The following is a 21,874-nucleotide window of genomic DNA, read 5'->3' as shown; positions in this document are numbered from 1 at the left end:
TGTCAGCCGGGGAAGTTCTCGGGGAACTTCGCCTTCACGCGCGCCTCGGCCGCGCTGATCAAATTGCGCCGCACCAGGTCGGCGAGGCATTGGTCCAGCGTCTGCATGCCCAGGTTCTGGCCGGTCTGGATCGACGAATACATCTGCGCGATCTTGTTCTCGCGGATCAGGTTGCGGATGGCGGCGGTGCCCAGCATGATCTCGTGCGCCGCGACGCGACCCGAGCCGTCCTTGGTCTTGCACAGGGTCTGCGAGATGATGGCCTGCATCGACTCGGACAGCATCGCGCGCACCATGTCCTTCTCGGCGGCGGGGAAGACGTCGACCACGCGGTCGATGGTCTTGGCGGCGCTGGACGTGTGCAGCGTGCCGAAGACCAGGTGGCCGGTCTCGGCGGCCGTCAGCGCCAGGCGGATGGTCTCCAGGTCGCGCAGCTCGCCGACGAGGATCGCGTCCGGGTCTTCGCGCAGAGCCGCGCGCAGTGCGTTGGAGAAGCTCAGCGTGTGCGGGCCGACCTCGCGCTGGTTGACCAGGCACTTCTTCGATTCGTGCACGAACTCGATCGGGTCCTCGAGCGTGAGCACGTGGCCGTACTCGTTCTCGTTCAGGTGGTCGATGATGGCGGCCAGCGTGGTGGACTTGCCCGAGCCCGTCGGCCCCGTGACCAGCACCAGGCCGCGCGGCTTCATCGCCAGCTCGGCAAAGACGGGTGGGCAATTGAGCTGGGCCAGCGTCAGGATCTTGGACGGGATGGTCCGGAAGACGGAGGCCGCGCCGCGGTTCTGGTGGAAGGCGTTGACCCGGAAGCGGGCCAGGCCCTGCACCTCGAAGCTGAAGTCGCACTCCAGCGTGTCCTCGTACTGCTTTCGCTGGGTGTCGTTCATGATGTCGTACACCATGGCGTGCACCTGCTTGTGCGTCAGCGGGTCGATGTTGATGCGGCGCACGTCGCCATGCACCCGGATCATCGGCGGCAGGCCGGCCGACAGGTGCAGGTCGGAAGCCTTGTTCTTCACCGAAAAGGCCAGCAGCTGGGTGATGTCCATGAGCAGTCGAGGGGGCGGCTACCGAGGCGGGCGGGCGGGTGCGGCCAGCCAGGGCCGCCGCGCCGCTGCCGTATGCTCGGGCGGGTGATGGAGATGAACCTGGGCAGTATCGCTGAGAACCTCGACGAGGTGAGGGGGCGGATAGGGGCCGGCTGCACCGCGGCGGGCCGATCGCCGCAGCATGTCACGCTGCTGGCGGTCAGCAAGACCTTTCCGGCCGACGCCGTGCGCGAAGCACTGGCCGCCGGCCAGCATGCCTTCGGCGAAAACTACGTGCAGGAGGCGCTCGCCAAGATCGAGGCGCTGGCCGATCGGCGAGCCGAGATCGAATGGCACCTGATCGGGCCGCTGCAGTCGAACAAGACGCGTGCGGTGGCCGAAGCCTTCGACTGGGTGCACACGGTGGATCGCCTGAAGATCGCCGAGCGCCTGTCGGCACAACGACCGGCGGCGCTGCCGCCGCTGAACGTCTGTCTTCAGGTCAACGTCAGTGGCGAGGACAGCAAGAGCGGCGCGTCCTTCGACGAACTGCCGGCCCTGGCGCGCTCGGTGGCGGCCCTGCCGGGCCTGCGGCTGCGTGGTTTGATGTCCATCCCCGAGCCGGCGGATGACCTGGCGGCGCAGCGGATCCCGCACCGGCGCCTGAAGCAGGCGCTGGACGGGCTGCGCGAGCAGGGCCTCGCGCTGGACACGCTTTCCATGGGCATGAGCGCGGACCTGGAGGCGGCGGTCCTGGAAGGCGCGACGATCGTGCGCGTGGGCAGCGCCATCTTCGGCAGCCGGCCTCGGCCGGCTTGAGCGAGGCTCATGCCGCGACCAGGGTCCCTGGGCACTCGTTCAGCCATTCGCCCGGTCCGAGATCCCGCACCTCCAGGCCGCGCTGCAGATCCAGGCTCGAGCCGAACCAGCCGCCGATGTTGGCAAGCTCCTGCGGCGCGACGTCCTCATCCGACGCGCGCTGCATGCCGGTCTGATGCGGCTGGGAAGGCGGGCGCAGCGCGCCCATGCTGAAGGTGGCGATGTACACGGGGAGGTCCTCGATGCTTGGTCCGTTCGGCCTGTCTGGTGGCCATGAACGGCATCGTCGCCTTGCCGGGAAGGCGCAACCATCGCCCGCATGAGGGAGCCAGGCTCCCCCAATGGAGGGAATGCCGAGCCCTGGATTTCAGAAGCTCAGCGACGTGCTGTTCTTGACCTCCTCCATCACCGCATAAGTGCGCGTTTCGCGCACGCCGGGAAGCGACCAAATGACGTCGCCCACGAAGCTGCGGTAGGCCGCCATGTCCGACACCCTGGTCTTGAGCAGGTAGTCGAAGCCGCCGGCCACCAGGTGGCATTCGAGGATCTCAGGCCGCACCTGGACGGCGGCGCGGAAGGCGTCCATCACGTCGTGCACGGTGCGGTCCAGCAGCACTTCGACGAACACCATCAGGCCGGCGCCCAGCTTCAGCGGATTCAGTCGCGCTTCGTAGCCGAGGATGAAGCCGTCGCGGGTCAGGCGCTTGACGCGCTCGAGCACGGCGGTCGGTGACAGGTGCACCTCCTCGGCCAGCTTCAGGTTGCTGATGCGCCCGTCCTTCTGTAGAACGCGCAGGATCTTCAGGTCGATCTTGTCGAGCCCACGGTCGGCGAGGTTTTGGTCGTTCATCAAGGGCGGCACGCTTGCGAAAAGTTCGTCACGGGCAAGGAACTCCGAATCTTTTTCAGGAATTGTCCGCGTAACCTGCCAATCCTTCCAGTCAGGATTTCTACCGCCATGGGCTCGCTCTCCACCTCGGAATCCACCCCGGAACACGCCTTCGCGTGCCCGCCGCCCCGCCCGCGCCTGCCGCTGCCCTATCGGCGCGAGCACGTGGCGCTGGAGGCCGCGCGCCAGCGCCTGATGCCGGGGGTGGACTGGCCGGCGGTGGTTTCCACCGCCCGGCCCTGGGTGCAGGCGGTGCGCGACAGGCCGGCGCCGTTCTGGGCCATGGAGTCGCTGCTCAAGGAGTACCCGATCTCCAGTGCCGAGGGCCTGGCGCTGATGCGCCTGGCCGAGGCGCTGCTGCGGGTGCCGGATGTCGAGACCGCCGTCGCCCTGACGGCCGACCAGCTCGGCCGGGCCGAATTCGACACCGCCGACGGCTCCGGCGGCATGCTGGCCAGCCTGTCGGCGACGGCGATCGGCCTGTCCAAGAAGTTCCTGCCGGAAGGCGAGGAGGAACCCGGGCTGATCAAGCGTCTGGGCGCACGCACCGTGGTGGCCGCCACCGTGCGCGCCATCCAGCTGCTGGGCCGCCAGTTCGTGCTGGGCCGCACCATCGGCGAGGCGATGGCTGAGGCCGCCTCGCAACGGCGCGAGCAGCCCAACCTGCGCTTTTCCTACGACATGCTGGGCGAGGGCGCGCGAACCGAGCGCGATGCCGAGCGCTACCTGGCTTCGTACGCCCACGCGATCGACAGCATCGCCGCCCAGGCCCGCGGCGAAGGGCCGGAGGCCAGCGACGGCATCTCGATCAAGCTTTCTGCGCTCTTCTCGCGCTACGAGGAGCTTCAGCGCGGACGCGTGTTCGCCGAGCTGCTGCCGCGGGTCTGGTCGCTGAACGAGCGTGCCGCGCCGGCGCAGCTGAACCTGACGATAGATGCCGAGGAGGTGGACCGCCTGGAGCTCTCGCTCGACGTCTTCGAGGCCCTGGCCGAGCGCGTCGCGCAGCACTATCCGCAATGGCGCGGTTTCGGCCTCGCGGTGCAGGCCTACCAGACCCGCGCCCTGGCGGTGGTCGACGAAGTGGCGGCCATCGCCCGGCGCCACGGCCTGCGCTTCATGGTGCGGCTGGTCAAGGGCGCGTACTGGGACGGCGAGATCAAGCGCGCCCAGGAGATGGGCCTGGCCGGCTATCCGGTCTACACCCGCAAGCCGCACACCGATGTCTCGTACCTGGCCTGCGCCCGCACGCTGCTCGGCCACCGCGACGTCATCTACCCGCAGTTCGCCACCCACAACGCCGGCACCATTGCCGCCCTTGTCGGCATGGCGCGCGAAGCGGGAGCCGAGCCAGGGACGCACTTCGAGATGCAACGCCTGCACGGCATGGGCGACGGCGTCTACCGCGAGGTGCTGAAGGACCCGCGCATGGCCTGCCGCGTCTACGCGCCGGTCGGCGAGCACCGGGACCTGCTGGCCTACCTGGTGCGCCGGCTGCTGGAGAACGGAGCCAACTCTTCCTTCGTCCACCAGCTGGCGGACGACAACGTGGCACCGGAAGAACTGCTCGCCTCACCGCTTTCGCAAGCGCATGCCGGCGAACCGGCGGACACCGAGGCCCTGCCGCTGCCGGTGGCGCTCTATCGCGACGGCGGCGGCTCGCAGCGGATCAATTCCACGGGCGCCGACATCACCTGCCTGGCCGAACGCGAGCCCCTGATGGCGGCCGTGGCGAGCGCCCGCGTTTCCCCGGTGCCCGAGGCGACTGCGCAAGACATCGCCGCAGCCCTGTCGAGCCTGCAGGCCGGCTTCGCGGCCTGGTCCGCGAGGCCGGTGAGCGAACGTGCCGCGATCGTGCGCCGCGCCGGTGACCTGCTCGACGTCCGCCTGGCCGAGTACTGCGGGCTGCTGGTCAAGGAGGCGCACAAGACGCTCGGCGACTGCGTGGCCGAGGTGCGCGAGGCGGTGGACTTCTGCCGCTACTACGCCGACCAGGCCGAGGCCCACGCCGCCGCGATGAAGGGCCGCGGCGTCTTCGTCTGCATCAGTCCCTGGAACTTCCCCCTGGCGATCTTCAGCGGCCAGGTGGTGGCGGCCCTCGTGGCTGGCAACACCGTGGCGGCGAAGCCGGCCGAGCAGACGCCGGCGGTGGCCGCGCGCATGGTCGGGCTGCTGCACGAGGCCGGGGTGCCGGCCGATGCGCTGGCGCTGCTGCACGGTCCGGGCGAGACGGTGGGCGCAGGCCTGGTGGCCGATGCGCGCACGGCCGGCGTGTGCTTCACCGGCTCCACGCAGGTGGCCCGCATCATCCAGCGCACCTTGGCCGACAAGGGCGGCGCACCGGTGCCGCTGATCGCCGAGACCGGCGGCCTGAACGCCATGATCGTCGACTCCACCGCGCTGCCCGAGCAGGTGGTGGACGCGGTGGTCCAAAGCGCCTTCCGCTCGGCCGGCCAGCGTTGTTCCGCGTTGCGCCTGCTGTGCGTGCACGAGAGCATCGCCGACGGCGTGATCGAGATGCTCCAGGGCGCGATGAACGAGCTCGAGGTCGGCGACCCCGCCCGGCTGCAAACCGACGTCGGCCCGGTGATCGACGACGAGGCCCATGAGGGCATAGCCAGGCACGTACAGCGCCTGAAGCGCGAGACGCGCCTGCTCGGCGAGACGCGGGTCGATGTCAGCGCGTTCCCGCGCCTCGTGCCGCCGGTGGCCTTCGAACTCCCTGCCGTGCGCGACCTCAAGGCCGAGATCTTCGGGCCGGTGCTGCACGTCGTGCGCTGGCGCGGGGAGCCGGAGGGCGTGGTGCGCGAGGTCAACGCGCTGGGCTACGGCCTGACCTTCGGCATCCAGACCCGCATCGACAGCCGCGCCGAGCGGCTGGCCAGGCTGGCGAACATCGGCAACGTCTACGTCAATCGCAACATGATCGGCGCGGTGGTCGGCGTGCAGCCCTTCGGCGGTGAAGGCCTGTCGGGCACGGGGCCGAAGGCGGGCGGGCCGAACTACCTGCTGCGCTTCACGGCGGATGTGGGAGCCGCATCGGCGATCGTGGCTGCGGGCCCTGCCCCCGCGACGAGCGCGGTGCCCACGAGCGACCTGAGCGCGACGGTGCGTTCCACCGTCGATGCGTTGTCGGCTTCGCGCGCCGCCTGGGCCGGTCGTGCGGCCGCTGAACGCGTTCGCTGGCTCAGTCGGGCGGCCGATGCGCTCGACGACGTCGCCATCGCCCAGGCGTGGAGGCTGCTGGCCAGCCACGCCGAGCGCGCCCTCGCGCCGCAGGCCTTGCCTGGCCCGACGGGAGAGAGCAACGAGCTGCGCCTGCATGCCCGCGGCGTCTTCGCCTTCGTTGGCGACGTCGTGGACGCGCCGCCGCCGCAGCTTGCCTCGGCGGTGGCCGCCGCGCTGGTCTGCGGCAACCCGGTGGCTTGGGTCGTCGACGATGCGGTCCTGAAGAAGTCGCAGCCCTGGCTGGACGCGCTTCGCCAGCCGGGGCTTCCGGCCGATTCGCTTCGCACCATCCCGGGTTCCTTCGCCACGCTGGGCACGGCACTCGCGGCCGATGCGCGCATCGCAGGCGTCTGCGCGCTGGACGCCGCACGCCTGCCCGCGCTGGCGCGCCAGCTCGCAGCGCAGGAGGGCGCGATCCTTCCGCTGCTCTCACTGGCCGAAGCGGCTCGTCCCCTCAACCTCTACCGCTTCTGCGCCGAGCAGACCGTGACGATCAACACCGCCGCCGCCGGCGGCAACGCCGCCCTCCTCGCCGGCCTCCATTGAATATCACCCCGTCGCGCGCGGTCCTGCCGCCCGGCGGGGTTCGGTCAATGGTTATCGCGTGCCGACCGCCAGGGTGCCGATGTACGCGGCATTCGAGTCCACCGTGCCGACGATCAGCTGGTGCGAAGCCGAGCCCTCGATGGGCGAATAGATGGCAATGCCGCTGCTGGTGGCGCCGGGGGCCTCGCAGGGCGCCGGGCCGGCGGCCAACGTTACGTTGAACACGTTCTTGCCCGAAGGCCGGGAGACGAACGTGCCCGTGCTGATGCATCCATCCGAGTTGCTGGTGAACGTACCGTCGGCGGCCACCGTCGCTACGACGGGACTGCCGTCCAAAGCGGTCAGGTTCCAGTTCCCCACCAGCGACGAGAGCGAGGCCGCCTGCTCGTAGTCGTAGGGCGCTGTTGCGGCCGTGGTGCCCTGGAGCCACATGGAGCCCCCGGGATAGACGACCGACCCCTGAATACTGGCGCCGGCCACGTAGCTCAATGACATGCTGGGCTGCGTCGGGGCGTCGTTGCTGTAGTCCCAGCCCGAGGAGGCGAAGCTGCCGGCCCCGGAAACACCCGTGGCATGGATGAATCCGCCCACGTAGAAGGTGTCGTCCACGGTATTGCCGTAGATGGTCCACGACTCGTCGTTCTCGAGCACCACCATCTTGAAGCTGTTCCACGGCTTGACTGTGCCGGTCAGCGTCCCAGCATAGGCGCCCTCCGGCTTGCCGGCGGCAGGCGGCGGGTTCGTGCCTGAGCCGTCATCGCCATTCCCGCCACCGCCACCGCCACCGCCGCAGGCAGCCAGAGCGGCCAAGGCCGCATATGCGGCCATGCGGCCGACCCAACGTTGCATGAGTTTCCCTCCCAATGGGCAAAGCGCGGGATTATCGATTTGGCTGCCCGAAGGCCAGCGCCGAAGCTGGAAGAATGTCCACCGACCGAGAATTCAGTCCAGCGTCACTCCGATCTTGCGGATGATCGGCCCCCAACGCTTCTGTTCGGCCTCGACCACGTGCCGGAAGTCGGCCGCGCTGCCGCCGACGGGCGTCAGGCCTTGCGAGTCCAGGGCGGTGCGCACGGCCGGTTCGGCCAGCACGGCGTTGACGTCGGCGTTGATCTTGGCGATCACGGCCGCGGGCGTGGCGGCCGGCGCGAACAGGCCGTTCCAGGCCATCGATTCGACGGCCGGATAGCCGGCCGAGGCCAGCGTCGGCAGCTCCTTCAGCGACTCCACCGGCTGCGCGCTGCTGACGGCGATCAGCCGTACCTTGCCCGAACGCACATGCGGCAAAAGCGCGGGGGCCACCATGAAGACCGCATCGGCCTCGCCCTGTGCGACGGCAAGGGCCGCGGGCGGCGAGCCGTTGAAGGGGATGTGCGTGGCCTGGAAGCCGGCCTCGGCCATGAACAGTTCCATCGTCAGATGGGCCGAGCTGCCGTTGCCGAGCGAGGCGTAGTTCACCGCGCCGTGCGCTGCCTTGGCCCACTCGACGAATTCCTTCACCGTCTTCGCGGGCACCTTGGCCGCGTTGACCGCGAGCACGTTGGGCTGCGAGGTCGTCATCACGACCGGCGCCAGGTCGCGCGCCGCGTCGTAGGGCATCTTGCGGTAGAGGAAGGGCGCGAAGGCGACGGGGCCGTTGAACGACAGCGTCAGGGTGAGGCCATCGGGCGGGGCCTTGGCGGCCACGTCGGTGCCAATGAGACCGCCGGCGCCGGGGCGGTTGTCCACCACCACCGGTTCGCCCCAGCGGGCTGCGAGGCGCTCGCCGAGCAGGCGCGCGACGATGTCCAGCGAGCTGCCGGCAGGCGCCGGCACGGCGATGTGCACCGGCTTGGAGGGCCAGTCCGCGGCGCGCGAGGCGAGGGGAAAGGCGGCCAGGGCCAGCAGGCCGCCGACGGCGCGCCGCCGGCGTAGGGAGCGAGGGGAAGTCATGCGGCGATTGTCGATCGCCGCGGCCTCGCCGATTCGCTACTGCTTGCGGCCGTTGAAGGTCCCCTGGCCCTTGCCGTTGGACTGGCGCCAGGTGCCGACGACCGAGCCGCTGCCCTGGTCGATCATGCCGGTGAACTGCGCGCCGCCGGCCTGGCCGGTGCCGCTCATCACCATCGAGCCGCTGGCGTTCGCCGTGCCGGTGATCGACAGGCTCTGGCCGCTGGAGGACTGGCCCACGCCCGAGATGCGACCGTCGGCCGCCACCAGCACCGAGAACACGCCGCTGTCGGCGCCGCTGTACTGGCCGGAGAAGGCACCGACCATCATGGCCGGCAGGGCGCCACCGGACTGTGCGACCTGCGTCGTCTGCACCACCGGCTTGGCTGCCGCGGCGCCGCCGCCGGTGGCCTGGATCGAGTTGGCCGCGTTCTGCTGAGCGGCGACCGAGGTGCTGCGGATCAGCTGCGGCTTGTTGCGGATCTGGACGACGATCTTGTTGAAGTTGTCCAGCAGGCTGGCCGCGATCAGCTTGCCTTCCGGCGTCTTGCTGTAGCCGCCGCCCGAGGCCCAGCCCAGGCCGCCCCAGCCCCAGCCGCCGAGCGCGAAGTTCATCTTGCTGGCCTTGCCTTCGGCGCTGGCGACCTGGATGCCGGAGCGCACGTCGGCCACCAGCAGCGTGGTCTCGGCCTCCTTGAACTGCACGCCGCCGGCCAGGCCGCCGATCTGGCCGAGCACGCCGCCCGCGCGGCCGAGCAGGCCTCCTACCGCACCGCCCACGCCACCCGTGTCGGCGCTGAACTGCACCGCGGGCGTCATCACGAAGTCGGCGGCCTGCATCTGGCCGCCGCCGATGTTGGAGCCGCTCTGAAGCTGGCCACCAGAGGCCAGGGCGCGCTCCTGCTGCATGTTCTGCATGGCCACGCCTCGCTCGACCACCGCGAAGCAGCCGGACTCCTGCGCGATCATGCGCAGCATCGTGCTCGGCGAGCCGAGGTGGTAGCGGCCCAGGCTGGCGAGCACGTAGTCTTGCGGCTCGGCCACCGCCAGGCTGCCCATCTCGCGGTCGCACTTCTCCACCGTGGGCTGCTCGTCCGCCGCCCAGGCCCCCGTCGCGGCCAGCAGCAAGGCGGCCAGCGTGGTCAGGCTTCGCTTCATCGGTCTCTCCACTTGTCGGTCATGTCCACAAAGACGCAAGCCGGGCGCGGGCCCGGCTTGACGCACCGGCCGGCGCGCTCGAAGCGGCGCCGGCGAGGCTGCAACGCGAAGTCTAGCGGTGCCAATGGCGTGCTCGCGCCAACCCCCCACGATCAGAGCCCAGGCTGACGCAGATCCTCCCAAATGGCGTGCGCGGATCCGGCTTCGCCGGTCCCGCGGCGCGACCCCCAGGACCTTGAAAAGGCCCTCAGCGGGCCCTGGGGGCAGCCCCCGGAAGGGGGCGTGGGGGCTCACGGATACAGACCGCGCTCTTCCCGAGCGGCGAGGATGCGCTCGCACGCGACCGCGAAGGTCGCGGTGCGCAGCGTGATCTTGTGCTGGTCGGCGACGTCCCAGATGCGGCGCAGGGCGCCGACCATGATCTTGTCGAGCCGCAGGTTGATCTCGTCCTCGGTCCAGAAGAAGCTGGAGAAATCCTGCACCCACTCGAAGTAGGAGACGGTCACGCCGCCGGCATTGCAGATCACGTCGGGCACGACGAGGATGCCGCGGTCGGCCAGGATGTCGTCGGCCGCCGACACGGTCGGGCCGTTGGCGCCTTCGAGCACGAGCTTCGCCGTGGTCCGGCGAGCACGGTCCGCGGTCACCTGGCCCTCCAGCGCGGCAGGGATCAGGATGTCGCACTTGACGTCCCAGAACTCCTCGTTGCCCATCGGCTCGGCGCCCTTGAAGCCGGCCACGCCGCCGGTGGCCTTGACGTGCGGGATCAGCTCGGCGAGGTCGAAGCCGCTGCCGTTGTAGATGGTGCCGGTGTGGTCCTGGGCGGCGACGATCTTCGCGCCGGCCTGGGCGAACAGCTCGGCGGCCGAGGAGCCCACGTTGCCGAAACCCTGCACGGCCACGCGGGCGCCGCTGAGCTCGAGGTTGATGCGGCGGGCCGCTTCCCGGCCGGTGACGAACACGCCACGGCCGGTGGCCCTCACGCGGCCCAGCGAGCCACCCAGGTGGATGGGCTTGCCGGTGACGACGCCGGTCGCGGTGGCGCCGGTGTTCATCGAGTAGGTGTCCATCATCCACGCCATGATCTGCGGGTTGGTGTTCACGTCCGGCGCAGGGATGTCCTGCTGCGGCCCGATGATGATGCCGATCTCGCTGGTGTAGCGGCGCGTCATCCGCTCCAGCTCCTTGTTCGACAGCAGCTTCGGGTCGACGCGGATGCCGCCCTTGGCGCCGCCGTAGGGCAGGTTCACCGCGGCGTTCTTGATGCTCATCCAGGCCGACAGCGCCATCACCTCTTCCAGCGTGACGTCCGGGTGGTAGCGCACGCCGCCCTTGCCGGGGCCGCGGGACATGTTGTGTTGCACGCGATAGCCCTCGAAGTGGGCAACGGTGCCGTTGTCGAGTTCGATGGGGATGTCGACGATGAGCGCGCGCTTGGGGCGCTTGAGGGTGTCGACCCAGCGGGCCAGGTGGCCGAGGTAGGGCGTGACGCGATCGACCTGCGACAGGTAGGTGCCCCAAGGGCTGTCGGCGGTCGGGTGGACGAAGGAAAGCGGGCTGGTCATTTCATGACTCCATGAGTTGAGGGCGGCGGCGTTCGTGTGTGAGCACAGAAGGCCGTCGCGACATGGGGGCGCACTCTAGGGCCGGCAGGGCCGAATAAATCTCGGAGCTGCATGCATTTTTTGCATGACCCTCGCCGGCTTCGCTCATGGCCCCCGGTTCTCGGCCGCTCCTACACTGCCCGGCATGTCGCACGAAACTCCCTCACTTCCCGTCGCCTTCATCGGCGGCGGCAACATGGCCAGCGCCCTCATCGGCGGGCTGATCCAGTCGGGCCACGCGCCTTCGGCGATCCGCGTCGTCGAGCCGTTGGCAGCGCAGGCCGCAAAGCTGCGCGAGCGTTTCGGCGTGAGCGTCGACGAGGCGGCAGGGCCCGCGCTGGCCGACGCGGGCCTGGTCGTCTGGGCCATCAAGCCCCAGCTGTTCCGCGAGGCGGCCACGCCCTGTGCGGCGCACGTGCGCCAGGCCCTGCAGTTGTCGGTGATGGCCGGCATTCGCATCGGCGCGATCGAGGCAGCCACCGGCAGTGCACGCGTCGTGCGCAGCATGCCCAACACGCCGGCGCTGGTCGGTCGGGGCATGTCGGGGTTGTTTTCCAGCGCGGCCGTCACCGTCGAGGAACAAGTACAGGTCGAACGGCTGCTGCAGCCCACCGGCGCGCTGCTTTGGGTGGAGCGCGAGGAGCTGCTCGATGCGGTGACTGCCCTGTCCGGTTCGGGGCCGGCCTACGTCTTCTATTTCCTCGAGGCGATGATGCGTGCGGGGGTCGAGTTAGGTCTTTCGGCAGATCAGTCGCGCCGCCTGGCCGTGGGCACTTTCGACGGCGCGGCCGCGCTCGCGGCGCAAAGTGCCGATGCTCCCTCGGTCCTGCGCGCCAACGTCACCTCCAAGGGCGGCACGACGCACGCCGCCATCACCACGCTGGACGAGCGCGGCGTGATGGATGCCTTCGTGCAGGCGCTGCATGCAGCGGCGCGCCGCGCGAAGGAGCTCGGCGACGAGTTCGGCGGCTGAGCGGGCCATGGCCGGCTGCCTGATCGATCACCTGACCATCACGGCCCCCACGCTGGAGGCGGGAGCGAAGCTCGTCGAAGGCGCCCTCGGCGTGTCGGCCCAGCGCGGCGGCCAGCATCCACGCATGGGCACGCACAACCTGCTGCTGCGCCTGGGGGATGCGATGTTCCTGGAGGTCATTGCGACCGATCCCGCCGCGCCGGCGCCGCCTCGCCCACGCTGGTTCGCGCTCGACGAACTTGCGGCCGATGCGGCGCCCGGGCTGTCTTGCTGGGTCGTGCGGACGTCGAACATCCGCGACACGGCGGCCGCGGCCACGGAGCCTCTGGGGACTGTGGAGCCCATGTCGCGCGGCGCGTTGAACTGGCTGATCACCCTGCCCGAGGATGGGCGTCCTCCGCTCGGAGGCGTGGGGCCGGCATTGATCGAATGGCACACCGAGGCCCATCCGGCCATGGGGCTGCAGGACCTGGGTTGCCGCCTGGCCGGCTTCGAGCTGCTGCACCCGCAGCCGCGTCGCGCCGAGGCGCTGCTCGTGAGCCTGGGATTCAACCCGCAAGGTGTGAAAGTGGAGATCGTCGAAGCGCCGCACCCGGCGCTGCGGGCCCGGATCCTGACCCCCCAGGGCTTGCGGACCCTGGCCGCCTGATCAGCCGGGCAACTGGGTGAGCGCCAGGGCCGTGCCGGCGAAGACTGCGAAGCCGACCCAGTGGTTGAGGCGGAAAGCCTTGAAGCAACCCTCGCGCTCGCGGTCGCGGATCAGGGTGTAATGCCAGGCCGCCTGCAGGGCGCCGACGGTGATGCCCACCCAGACCAGCCTCGGCACGCCCAGCGTGGTGGTGACCCAGCCCCAGCTGACGAGGTAGACCGCATAGAAGGCCATCACCGCGGCCACGTCGAAGCGGCCCAGCGTGATGGCCGAGGTCTTGATGCCGATCTTGAGGTCGTCGTCGCGGTCGACCATGGCGTATTCGGTGTCGTAGGCGAGCACCCAGAACAGGTTGATGGCCAGCAGGCACCAGGCGTGCCAGGGCACCGCCGCCCCTATGGCGGCGAACGTCCAGTACTTGCCGCCCTGCACCGCGGCAAAGGCCATCGGGATGCCGAAGCTGAACGCCACGCCCAGCACCGCCTGCGGCATCGAGACCAGGCGCTTGGCGTACGGATAGCCGATGGCCACCGCCAGCGCGGCGAAGGACAGCAGGATGGTCGGCGGGTTGGTGGTCAGCACCAACGCGAAGGCCGCCAGCGCCAGCACGGCCCCCAGCAACAGGGCCTCGCGGGCCGGCAGCGCACCGCTGGTGACGGGGCGGTTGGCGGTGCGCTTGACGTGCTTGTCGAACTCGCGGTCGGCCACGTCGTTCACGCAGCAACCCGCGCTGCGCATGAGGATGGTGCCGAGCACGAAGACGACGAGCAGGTGCCAGCCCGGGAAGCCATCGGCGGCAATCCACAGCGCGGCCAGCGAAGGCCACAGCAGCAGCAGCCAGCCGGCGGGCCGGTTCCAGCGGATCAGGTCGAGGTAGAGCGACAGGCGCGAGCGCCGCGGGGCAACGGGGAGTTCAGTGGCGGTGGCCATGGGCCTGGATTGTCGCGCCGGCGGGCTGGCGCAGCGGCGAGTCGTGTCGCCACAAACGGTGCTCGGCCAGGTAGTGCGCGAAGACCAGCCACAGCGACAACGCGACCGGCACCACCGGCGCGAGCAGCAGCACCAGCAGGCTGGCCAGCGGCCACAGCCACGGCCCGGGACGCCGGCCGGCCAGGCCGAGGAGGCGGTAGAGCCGGTTCGCGCCCGGGTGCGTTGCTTCCCTCGCATTGGCCAGGGACGCATAGAAGAGGAAGGCACTGACGTCGTGAACCAGGCGCAGCAGCACGATGCCGAGCAGCGGGTAGCCGGCCAGGACCATCGCCCACGCGCCTGCGATGGTGAGTTGCAAGGCCAGCAGCGCGCGCAGATCGCCACCGCACTGCCGCGCCGCCCAGGCCAGAAGGGCCGCCAGCGGGGTGGACAGGCACAACAGCACGCCCGCGGCCTGCAGCCAGTTGGCCGGCGTGTCCACCAGGGTCCAGCCCGCCTCGCCGCCCACCGCCAGGCCGGCCGCCACGCCGACGGCGGCCAGCAGTGCGCGCCAGGCGTGCGCTGCCAGCGCCCAGGCCTTGGATCCCAACAGCCCTGAGCGCCCGAGCGCCTGCCCGAGCGCCAATCCGCTCTGCTGGCCCACCACGTGGACCATGGTCCAGCCGACGACCAAGCTGTCGGTCGACGGTTGGCCGACGAAGGGTGCCACGGCCAGCGCGGCCAGGGCCGCCCAGCCCAGCGACGGGCGCAGCACCGGCGCGCAGGCCCGCGCCTGCGCCGGGTCGGCGAAGGCGAAGAAGCTGGCCAGGATGTGCGGCATGCCGAACACCAGCGCGTAGCCCGGGATCAGGGCCGGCGAGGCCGGCGTCCAGGTGCGCAGCGACCGGTCGAGGACGGTGGTGTCCAGCAGCACGGCGGCCCCCATGAGCGGCCCGGCGAGGTACACCGCCAGCAGCCACGAGCGCCGCGGGACGTCCATGCCGATGCGGGCCGGCGAAGCTTCAGCGAGCCGGCGGCACCCGCGCCAGCTCGGCTTGCAGCGCCGCGATGTTCGCCCGTGTCCGGCCCAGGGCGGCCGCGTCCGCGCCGGGGCCCTGGCTCAGGGCCTGAGCCAGCAGGGACTGCTCGTGCCGCAACTCGTCCTCGAGGATGCGCCGGCGCTCGGACGCGCCATCGCTGTCTCGCCAGCGAGCCGCCGGGGGGGTGCCGCTGGGACCGACCCTGGGGGCAGGCGCCGCCTCGCAGCCAGGCTGCGGCGCCTCGCGGCCACCGACGATCCACTCGACGCCGCCCCGGCGGCACACGGCCGCGTCCGTTCCCGCGGCCATCGCCTGGCTCACCGGCACGGTGGCCAGCGCCCAGCAGGCCACAGCCTGCCATCGGACCGGCCGCATGGCTCAGCCGCCGTTGGTGACCATCACGTAGGCGAGGCGGCCCATGTCGTCCTCGATCGTGATCGGCATGTTGGTCATGCACACGCCGTTGATGAAGGTGATGGTGAAGCCCTCGCCACTGTTCTCCAGCCGCGACTTGTCCAGCTGCATGCCGGTGGGCACCGAGTTCGCCAGCTTGTAGGGCGGCTGGCCGCCGTAGACGTGCACCACCGGCCCGACGCCGACGGCGCAGCTGTCTTCCGATCCCACGGTGACCGCCGTCGGCGCCACCTCCAGCGCGTCCGCCGGGCCGGATTCGTTGCCCCCTCCACCGCAGGCGGCCACTAATGCCGCGGCCGTGCTTGCCGCCAGGCAAGCGGCCTTCCGTTTCCATGGGTTCGACAACACTTGATCCTCCACTCTTCGGTTGTTCACGACGACTTCTCGGCCCGCGTCTGCATCTGCACGATGGCGAAGCTCTCGATGGGGATGCGGCCGTGCAGGTAGTACTTCAGGCATTCCTGCGACACCGGCCCGAAGACCGTCTGCCAGATCTTCACGTCACCGTAGGCGTCGACACCGACCGAGCCGCCGCACATCACGCGCGACAGCACGCCCGAGATCAGCGGCACCTTCAACTCGTAGCCGTAGGTCACGCGCACCTTCAGCAGGTTGGCGTCCCGGATGTTCATCTTCGAACGCGTGCCGACGTCGAGCGAGCGCCACTCCAGGTTGTCGTTCGGGATGTAGGTCACGCGGGCCTTCGGATCGCGCACGCCGAAGTCGGTGAAGGCATCGGGCGAGGGATTGAGGACCTCGACCTCGGCCGCCCAGGGCCGGGCCAGCGGGACGTTGTCGAGCTTGGCCTTGAGATAGGCCTTGGCCAGCCGGCTCAGGTCGTTGCCGTCGGTGCTGTCCTGGTAGAAGGGTGACAGGCCGCGGATCACCGCTTCGCGCATCACATCCTTGCTGGCGTTGTGCGTGGCGCCCACGCGGGCCGCCATGAAGGCGGCGTGGTTCAGCGTGAGCTTGGCCATGTAGACCAGGCCGGTCTGGATCAGGCCGAGCACGAACAGCGTGGCCAGGGGGAAGACGATGACGAACTCGACCAGCGTGATGCCGCGCTGACGCAGGCGTTGGATTCGCTTCATGGCGGGATCGATCCTCCGTGGGGCGTTTGGACAGGGCGCGGCCACCAGGCGATCAGCGCCAGCAGCGCGCCCAGCAGCAGCGGCGCGACGGCCAGCGCCTCGGCGTGGCGCTGGTACGCGGTCGTGCCGTCGCGCGGCGTCAGGGTCACGGCGAGGCGCTCCGCTCGCTCCTGGTTCGCGGCCTGGGCCTGCACGCGGCCATCCGGCCCCACGAGGACCGTGGGGCCGCCCTGGCTCACGCGCAGCAGCGGCTTGCCCGCCTCGAGGGCGCGCAGCCGGGCCAGGCCGAGCATCTGCCGGCGATACAGGGCGCTGTCGATCCACGCGTCGTCGGCGATGTTGGCCAGCCAGCCGGCACCTTGCGCCCTCTCGGCCTGCGTCAGAGCGAAAGCGAGCTCGTGGCAGATGGACACGCCGACCGTCGTGCCCGCCACGAAAAGGGGGGCGGTCAGCTCCGGCGGCCCGCTGCGCTGCCCCTCGCGCACCCGCTCGAACAGGCGCGCGTAGACGGGGCCCAGGGTCTGCGCCCACGGCAGGTACTCGCCCCCCGGGACCAGCCGCTCCTTCGCGTACAGCGACTGGCGCTCGGGAGAGAGCTGCACCACCGCGTTGGCCAGGTGCACGCCTTCCTGGTCTCGCACGAGGTGCGGCATGCCGACGAGCAGGTGGACGCCGCGCTGGCGGGCGCGGCGCAGCAGGTCGCCCCAGCGGTTGTCATCACCGTTTCGTGGCGGCGGCTCGGGGAAGAAGGTCTCCGCGGTGACCAGCAGGGTGCCGGCGGGCGAGGCATCGATGGCGGCCTCGAGCTGCTGCAGCGCCTCGTCGCGGAAGCTTCTCGTCCAGCGCTTGCCGCGCTCGGCGGGAGGCTGGACCGCCGCCACGCCGAGCGATCCGGCCACTTCGGCCATCGGCGGCTCCGGCCAAGCCGCGCACGCGGCGGCCAGCAGCAGCGCCGGCACGGCTGTGCGCCACGCGGCACGCCATGCGCCGCTGGCCTGCTGCCACACCGCAAGCGCGGCGAGGGCCGACCAGGCCAGCAGCAACATGCCGAATCCCGCGCCGCCCACCGATGGCACGAGGGCCCGAGCGCCGGGCAACTCGACGAAGACCACGCCCAGGCTGGCATAGCCACTGCCCCACCAGCCGAACTGGCGCAGCGACTCCGCGGCGGCGACGGCCAATGCCCAGCGCGATGCCAGCACGCTGGCTCGCCGGCGGTGGCTGCCGCCGAGCGGCGCGAGGAGCCACCAGGCGGCCAGCAGCGGCAGCAGCTGCACGGTGACCATCACGAGCACGACGAGCAGCTGCCACGCGAGAGGCTCGCTCTCGCGCACCGCGAGCGCCACCCAGCCCTGGCCGGTGAAATGCCAGGCCGCCCAGCCGACGGCCAGCGCCACCGTCCCCAGGACCGCGGAGCGCCGCGCGGTCATCACCACCAGCCAGCCCCAGGCCACGAGGGCTGCCAAGGCCGCCGGCCACAGCCGCGGCCACGCCGCCGCCAGGCCGATCAGGCCGCCGCACCCGGCGGCGAGCGCCAGCAGCCACAGCGCCACGCTGTCCAGCCAGCGACCGGGCGATGAGCGGATCGCCTCCGCGCCGCCTGTCGCAGCCTCGTTGGCCAGCGTTGCGTGCACCTGTTCCTCCCTGGAGCCATCTGCGTCGTGGCGCGCGAGTCTCAGGTCGCTGGCGTGACAAATCAAGCGCAAAGCGTGACGTGCATCACTCCATAAAACGTTTTACGTCGCGTTGCACTATCGAAGGTGTTAGGGGGATGTCTTGGGTCGGACGGCTGAAATAAGGTGCCCACGGCGAACCCGGACGGACGGGTCGCCACCCCGGTTCCCACCCAGGGCCGGCACCTCGAGCCGCTGTGCCTGCAGATGGGGCAACGGCCCGCATCAACCACGCTAGTGAGGAGTTCCTTCCATGAAGCTGTTCGACACCTCGTCGCTGCGGCATGCCCGCGGCCAGGGAATGACCGAGTACATCATCATCGTGGCCCTGATCGCCGTCGCGGCGATCGGCGTCTACAGCTACTTCGGCAAGACGGTGCGCAACCAGTCGGCAGCGATTGCCGCCGCGGTCGGCGGCGCGGACAAGGAAGCACGCGATACCAACAAGGCCGGCACCGACGCCGGCAAGGGTGCGACCTCGATCTCGAACCAGGCCGCCGGTCTCGACAATTTCACGAACGACGCGAAGAAGCAGTAACGCAAGGGTGCGCTGCAGGCGCGGCGCCGCCTCTTCGGCGGCCCGCCGCCTGGCGCAGCAAGGGAGTTTTCTCAGATGTTCACGCGGCGAGCCCTCGTCCGCCTGGGGTTGCTGGCCGGATGGCCGGCGCTGGCCTGGTCCGTGGCCAAGCCCGCGGCACTGCCGCCCGCGCTGGCCGACCTGGCCTACCCGGGCGCCGTCCTGAACCAGGAGCAGGATCCGGCCAACACGGCCAACAAGACCTACCGCGCCGCCGGCGCGCTGCCCTCGGGCGCGACGCAGGTTCAGGCCTTCCAGGGCACGCGGCTGTTCGACATGCGGCTGCCGGGCGACCCCGGTGACAGCGCCACCGAACACAAGCGCATCGTCGACCTGCTCAAGCACTACGACACCAAGGTTGCGCAGGCCGGCGGCAAGCGTTTGAACACCGGCTTCGACCCGGGCGCGTGGACGGACGTCAACGCGCGCATGGTCCTTTACAGCCGGCCCACGCCCGAGGGCGAGGTCAGCTTCGGCCTGTGGATCCAGGACGGCGGCATGACCCACTGGCTGATGCTGTTTCCGAGCGCCGACACGCGCGCGCCGGCGAAGCAGGACGAGCTCGCGACACGCCTGGCCAACTTCGGCCGCGCGCCGCTGTACATCCTGTTCGACACGGGCAAGGCCGACCTGAAAGCCGATGGCGTGTCGGCGGTGCAGCAGATCGCCGGCCTGATGAAGGCGGCGCCCGACTGGAAGCTCTCGATCGAGGGCCACACCGACAACGTCGGCCAGGCGCCGGACAACCTGAAGCTGTCGCAGGCGCGGGCCGAGGCGGTGATGAAGGCCGTCGTGGCCCAGGGCATCGATGCCAGGAGGCTCAGCGCCGTCGGCCGCGGCCAGACGCAACCGGTGGCGGACAACGGCACGGAACCCGGGAGAGCGAAGAACCGGCGGGTCGAGCTGGTCAAGCTCGGCTGAGGAAGGCCAGGCAAGAGCCTTCCCGGCATCGAACGAAAACGCGGTGCAGGCCCGCCGTTCCATGGCGGGCAGGCAGGGGAGTCGACAAGTGACGAGCTGGAGTGCAAGAACGGCGATCGCCGCCGCGCGACACGCCCGCGGCCAGGCCCTGATCTGGCTGCTGGGCACCCTGGTCGCCTGCGCGGCCATCCTCTACGGCGTCTTCAACACCGCGCAGATCACGGTCGCCAAGCAGCGCACCGTGAACGCGGCCGATGCCGGTGCGCTGGCCGGTGCCACGGTGCAGGCGCGCGTGCTCAACCTCGCCGCCTACAACAACCGCGCGATGATGGCCAACGAGGCCTTCCTGATCCAGATGCTCAGCATCGAGAGCTGGCTGCAGTACTTCGGCACCACGGCGGACAACTTCGGCACCCTGGCCGAGCTGATCGGCGTGTTCGTGCCGCCGGTCGAGGCGATCGGCCAGTTCCTCGACAAGATGGGCGACGTGGCGGACAAGATCCACGACGGCCTGGCCAAGGCCAACAACCTCATCATCAAGGCGATCGAGCTCGAGAAGAAGGCGATCTACGCGGCGCACACGGTGGTCATCAAGGCCGGCGGCCTGCTGGCCGAGGATGCGGCGAGCAAGATCGTCGAGGCCAACCGCACGCAGTGGGGCACGCACGAGGACATAGGCGTCGAGATCGACAAGCGGCCCGGCGTGCGCGCCGCCACCTTCGGGCTGAACGAGAAGGACTGGCTGGCCTTCACCACCAGCTACACCGGCAACAAGCGCACCGACGCGAAGGAGATCCTGCTGAACTCGCGCGACCGTTTCTCCGCCGACCGCCCGGGCGCCTGGTGGACCAACCTCAACCTGGGCCTCGTGGGCACCGAGAAGCGCGGCGGCTCGCAGCTCAAGGGCTTCGACCGCTGGGAGACGCAGGACACGCTGGAAGTCTGGGAGAAGGTGCCCTGCAAGTCCGGCATGTGCAAGGAGTACCAGCCCATCGGCTGGGGCCGCAGCAACGCCGACAAGAACGGCGGCAACGGCGACGTCTGGGAGCCGAACCGCGCGGCACAGAAGTTCGCCTACGAGCAGGCCGAGAGCCACAGCGGCTGGAGCGGCGTGCCCAATGTCTACGACATCAAGGACAAGTCCGCCAAGGCGCGCCCGGCGCTGGGCATCGACTTCATCGTCGCCACCCGCCGCGTGCGCACCGCCACGCTGACCACCCACCAGATGGGCATCGGCCTGGACGTCGGCGCCAACACCGGCGGGGCCGACATGGCCGAGCGGCTGGAGGCCGACCAGTACACCGCGATAGGCAAGGCCCGGGTGTTCTTCGAGCGGCCGCAGCGCGGCCTCGCCAACGACTTCACCGCCCGCGGCCTGTGGCGCGACGACTCCGCCAAGGAGTACGGCTCGCTGTTCAGCCCTTACTGGCAGGCCCGCCTGGCGGACCTGACGCCCGCCGAAAAGATCGGCCTGATGACTTCGATGGGCATGGTGCCCGACAAGGCCCTGTACACCCCTGGAGGCCAGCGCTGATGCCCGTGTCGTCGTTCCCTTCTCTGCTTGCTCTGGCCGCCGTGCTGGCCTGGTCGCCTGTTCTTGCGCAGGAGGTGAAGGACAGCAGCAATCCGCTGCACCTGCGCCGCGTCGGCCATGGCAACGTGGCGGGCCTGAAGCTGAACATCGGGGCCAGCATCGAGGCCTGCCGCACGGCCAAGAAGCTGCCGTTGAACGCGCCCAAGGTCCTGCCGCCGGACGACTACCTGGCCAAGCTGGTGACGGCCGAGGAGGAGGAGTTCTTCGAGGGCGGCCGCTGGGCCCAGTACGGTACCCAGCGCAGCGTGCTGGCCGATCCGGCCAGCAGCGACTGCCGGCTCGCGCTGTTCACCTCGCGCGGCGTGCGGATAGAGCAGACCTGCGAGAGCCGCTACAGCGCGGTGATGCCCACGACCCAGGAGATGGCCGACCCCGAGGATCCCAAGCCGCCCAAGGCCGAGGTGAGCAGTGGCCCCGGCGGCAACTGCCGCAAGAAGCCCAAGGCCCTGCCCACGCAAGGTCTGCCCACCGAGAACGCCGGCGAAGGGACGCCTTGCGTCTGGTTCGCCGATGCGACCGCCGCGATGATGCGCACGGCCGGCCTGAAGTCACCCGGCCACGACACCAAGACACTCGACTTCTGCCTCTATGCACGCCAGCCCGAGTACTTCTGGCGCGGCCACGTGCGGCAGGTGGTGCTCAAGTCCAGCGGCTCGGACGAATCGCTCGCCGGCAACGACATCAGCGAGATCTTCGGTGAGACGCGCGGCCACTTCAACCAGCAACTGGCCGAGTTCTCGGACGGCAAGCCGATCGCGCCCGATCGTTTCACGCGCGCCGGGGCCGAGGCGTTCCTGAACCAGCCGGCGAAGACGCCGCTGAAACCGTGAGGAGAGGT

Annotated in this window: 21 protein-coding genes; 8 read left to right on the top strand and 13 right to left on the bottom strand. The window is 70.2% G+C overall.

Annotated features, from left to right (window positions below; all coding sequences use genetic code 11):
- Positions 1–2 precede the first annotated feature (2 nt).
- On the bottom strand, positions 3–1,046 hold the full coding sequence (locus ACS5PM_RS09950) for a type IV pilus twitching motility protein PilT (RefSeq protein ID WP_439387454.1): 1,044 nt from the start codon (positions 1,044–1,046) through the stop codon (positions 3–5).
- Positions 1,047–1,133: 87 nt separating this feature from the next.
- On the opposite strand from ACS5PM_RS09950, the gene ACS5PM_RS09945 reads away from it, so the two are divergent.
- Entirely contained in the window at positions 1,134–1,844 is a 711-nt protein-coding gene (locus ACS5PM_RS09945; RefSeq protein WP_439387453.1) for a YggS family pyridoxal phosphate-dependent enzyme, read from the top strand.
- Positions 1,845–1,851: 7 nt separating this feature from the next.
- On the opposite strand, the gene ACS5PM_RS09940 is transcribed toward ACS5PM_RS09945, so the two are convergent.
- Positions 1,852–2,073 carry a hypothetical protein gene (locus tag ACS5PM_RS09940; protein ID WP_439387452.1) on the bottom strand — a complete coding sequence of 74 codons (222 nt, stop codon included), beginning with the start codon at positions 2,071–2,073 and terminating at the stop codon, positions 1,852–1,854.
- Positions 2,074–2,211: 138 nt separating this feature from the next.
- Complete coding sequence (locus ACS5PM_RS09935) at positions 2,212–2,694, bottom strand: Lrp/AsnC ligand binding domain-containing protein (RefSeq protein WP_439387451.1); 483 nt, start codon at positions 2,692–2,694, stop codon at positions 2,212–2,214.
- A gap of 108 nt (positions 2,695–2,802) precedes the next feature.
- Here ACS5PM_RS09935 and ACS5PM_RS09930 point away from each other — a divergent pair, with 108 nt between their 5' ends.
- Positions 2,803–6,504 carry an L-glutamate gamma-semialdehyde dehydrogenase gene (locus ACS5PM_RS09930; protein WP_439387450.1) on the top strand — a complete coding sequence of 1,234 codons (3,702 nt, stop codon included), beginning with the start codon at positions 2,803–2,805 and terminating at the stop codon, positions 6,502–6,504.
- A gap of 51 nt (positions 6,505–6,555) precedes the next feature.
- Here the strand turns inward: ACS5PM_RS09930 and ACS5PM_RS09925 are convergent, their stop codons facing one another.
- The 4 genes from ACS5PM_RS09925 to ACS5PM_RS09910 form a co-directional block, all read right to left on the bottom strand.
- The gene (locus ACS5PM_RS09925; protein WP_439387449.1) at positions 6,556–7,353 is read right to left on the bottom strand and encodes a hypothetical protein; all 798 of its coding nucleotides are present in this window, start codon (positions 7,351–7,353) and stop codon (positions 6,556–6,558) included.
- A 93-nt stretch (positions 7,354–7,446) separates the two neighbouring features.
- On the bottom strand, positions 7,447–8,436 hold the full coding sequence (locus ACS5PM_RS09920; protein WP_439387448.1) for a Bug family tripartite tricarboxylate transporter substrate binding protein: 990 nt from the start codon (positions 8,434–8,436) through the stop codon (positions 7,447–7,449).
- Positions 8,437–8,472: 36 nt separating this feature from the next.
- Entirely contained in the window at positions 8,473–9,591 is a 1,119-nt protein-coding gene (locus ACS5PM_RS09915; RefSeq protein ID WP_439387447.1) for a CsgG/HfaB family protein, read from the bottom strand.
- Positions 9,592–9,881: 290 nt separating this feature from the next.
- Entirely contained in the window at positions 9,882–11,156 is a 1,275-nt protein-coding gene (locus ACS5PM_RS09910) for a Glu/Leu/Phe/Val family dehydrogenase (protein ID WP_439387446.1), read from the bottom strand.
- A 184-nt stretch (positions 11,157–11,340) separates the two neighbouring features.
- On the opposite strand from ACS5PM_RS09910, the gene proC reads away from it, so the two are divergent.
- Positions 11,341–12,168 (top strand): pyrroline-5-carboxylate reductase, encoded by an 828-nt coding sequence (gene proC / locus ACS5PM_RS09905; RefSeq protein ID WP_439387445.1) that lies wholly within the window; start codon positions 11,341–11,343, stop codon positions 12,166–12,168.
- Between the two features lie 7 nt (positions 12,169–12,175).
- The gene (locus tag ACS5PM_RS09900) at positions 12,176–12,817 is read left to right on the top strand and encodes a VOC family protein (protein WP_439387444.1); all 642 of its coding nucleotides are present in this window, start codon (positions 12,176–12,178) and stop codon (positions 12,815–12,817) included.
- Here ACS5PM_RS09900 and ubiA read toward each other — a convergent pair whose 3' ends face one another.
- Genes ubiA through lnt form a run of 6 tightly spaced genes read right to left on the bottom strand, consistent with a single transcriptional unit; the run spans position 12,818 to position 17,905 of the window.
- On the bottom strand, positions 12,818–13,747 hold the full coding sequence (gene ubiA / locus ACS5PM_RS09895; RefSeq protein ID WP_439387443.1) for a 4-hydroxybenzoate octaprenyltransferase: 930 nt from the start codon (positions 13,745–13,747) through the stop codon (positions 12,818–12,820).
- Positions 13,731–14,726, bottom strand: coding sequence for a hypothetical protein (locus tag ACS5PM_RS09890; protein ID WP_439387442.1), 996 nt, complete (start codon positions 14,724–14,726; stop codon positions 13,731–13,733). Before ACS5PM_RS09890 ends, ubiA begins: the two co-directional genes overlap by 17 nt.
- Positions 14,727–14,748: 22 nt before the next feature.
- Positions 14,749–15,141, bottom strand: a complete 393-nt coding sequence (locus tag ACS5PM_RS09885; RefSeq protein ID WP_439387441.1) for a hypothetical protein — start codon at positions 15,139–15,141, stop codon at positions 14,749–14,751.
- Positions 15,142–15,144: 3 nt separating this feature from the next.
- Positions 15,145–15,525, bottom strand: a complete 381-nt coding sequence (locus tag ACS5PM_RS09880) for a hypothetical protein (RefSeq protein WP_439387440.1) — start codon at positions 15,523–15,525, stop codon at positions 15,145–15,147.
- 26 nt (positions 15,526–15,551) lie between these two features.
- Complete coding sequence (locus ACS5PM_RS09875) at positions 15,552–16,271, bottom strand: TadE/TadG family type IV pilus assembly protein (protein ID WP_439387439.1); 720 nt, start codon at positions 16,269–16,271, stop codon at positions 15,552–15,554.
- Positions 16,268–17,905 carry an apolipoprotein N-acyltransferase gene (gene lnt / locus ACS5PM_RS09870; protein ID WP_439387438.1) on the bottom strand — a complete coding sequence of 546 codons (1,638 nt, stop codon included), beginning with the start codon at positions 17,903–17,905 and terminating at the stop codon, positions 16,268–16,270. Before lnt ends, ACS5PM_RS09875 begins: the two co-directional genes overlap by 4 nt.
- Positions 17,906–18,197: 292 nt before the next feature.
- Between lnt and ACS5PM_RS09865 the strand changes: the two genes are divergently transcribed.
- The 4 genes from ACS5PM_RS09865 to ACS5PM_RS09850 all read left to right on the top strand — a co-directional run bounded on the left by ACS5PM_RS09865 (position 18,198) and on the right by ACS5PM_RS09850 (position 21,866).
- Positions 18,198–18,482: a Flp family type IVb pilin gene (locus ACS5PM_RS09865; RefSeq protein ID WP_439387437.1), complete on the top strand. Its 285-nt coding sequence runs from the start codon at positions 18,198–18,200 to the stop codon at positions 18,480–18,482.
- Between the two features lie 75 nt (positions 18,483–18,557).
- The gene (locus ACS5PM_RS09860) at positions 18,558–19,442 is read left to right on the top strand and encodes an OmpA family protein (protein WP_439387436.1); all 885 of its coding nucleotides are present in this window, start codon (positions 18,558–18,560) and stop codon (positions 19,440–19,442) included.
- An 88-nt stretch (positions 19,443–19,530) separates the two neighbouring features.
- Positions 19,531–20,976: a pilus assembly protein TadG-related protein gene (locus ACS5PM_RS09855; protein WP_439387435.1), complete on the top strand. Its 1,446-nt coding sequence runs from the start codon at positions 19,531–19,533 to the stop codon at positions 20,974–20,976.
- Complete coding sequence (locus ACS5PM_RS09850; protein ID WP_439387434.1) at positions 20,976–21,866, top strand: hypothetical protein; 891 nt, start codon at positions 20,976–20,978, stop codon at positions 21,864–21,866. Before ACS5PM_RS09855 ends, ACS5PM_RS09850 begins: the two co-directional genes overlap by 1 nt.
- Positions 21,867–21,874: the final 8 nt, after the last annotated feature.

It is taken from the genome of Ideonella flava, from assembly GCF_051857595.1.
In the GTDB taxonomy this organism is placed as follows: domain Bacteria; phylum Pseudomonadota; class Gammaproteobacteria; order Burkholderiales; family Burkholderiaceae_C; genus Ideonella.
Note: the sequence above shows the minus strand (reverse complement) of the source record. Positions and strands in the feature narration are given on the sequence as shown.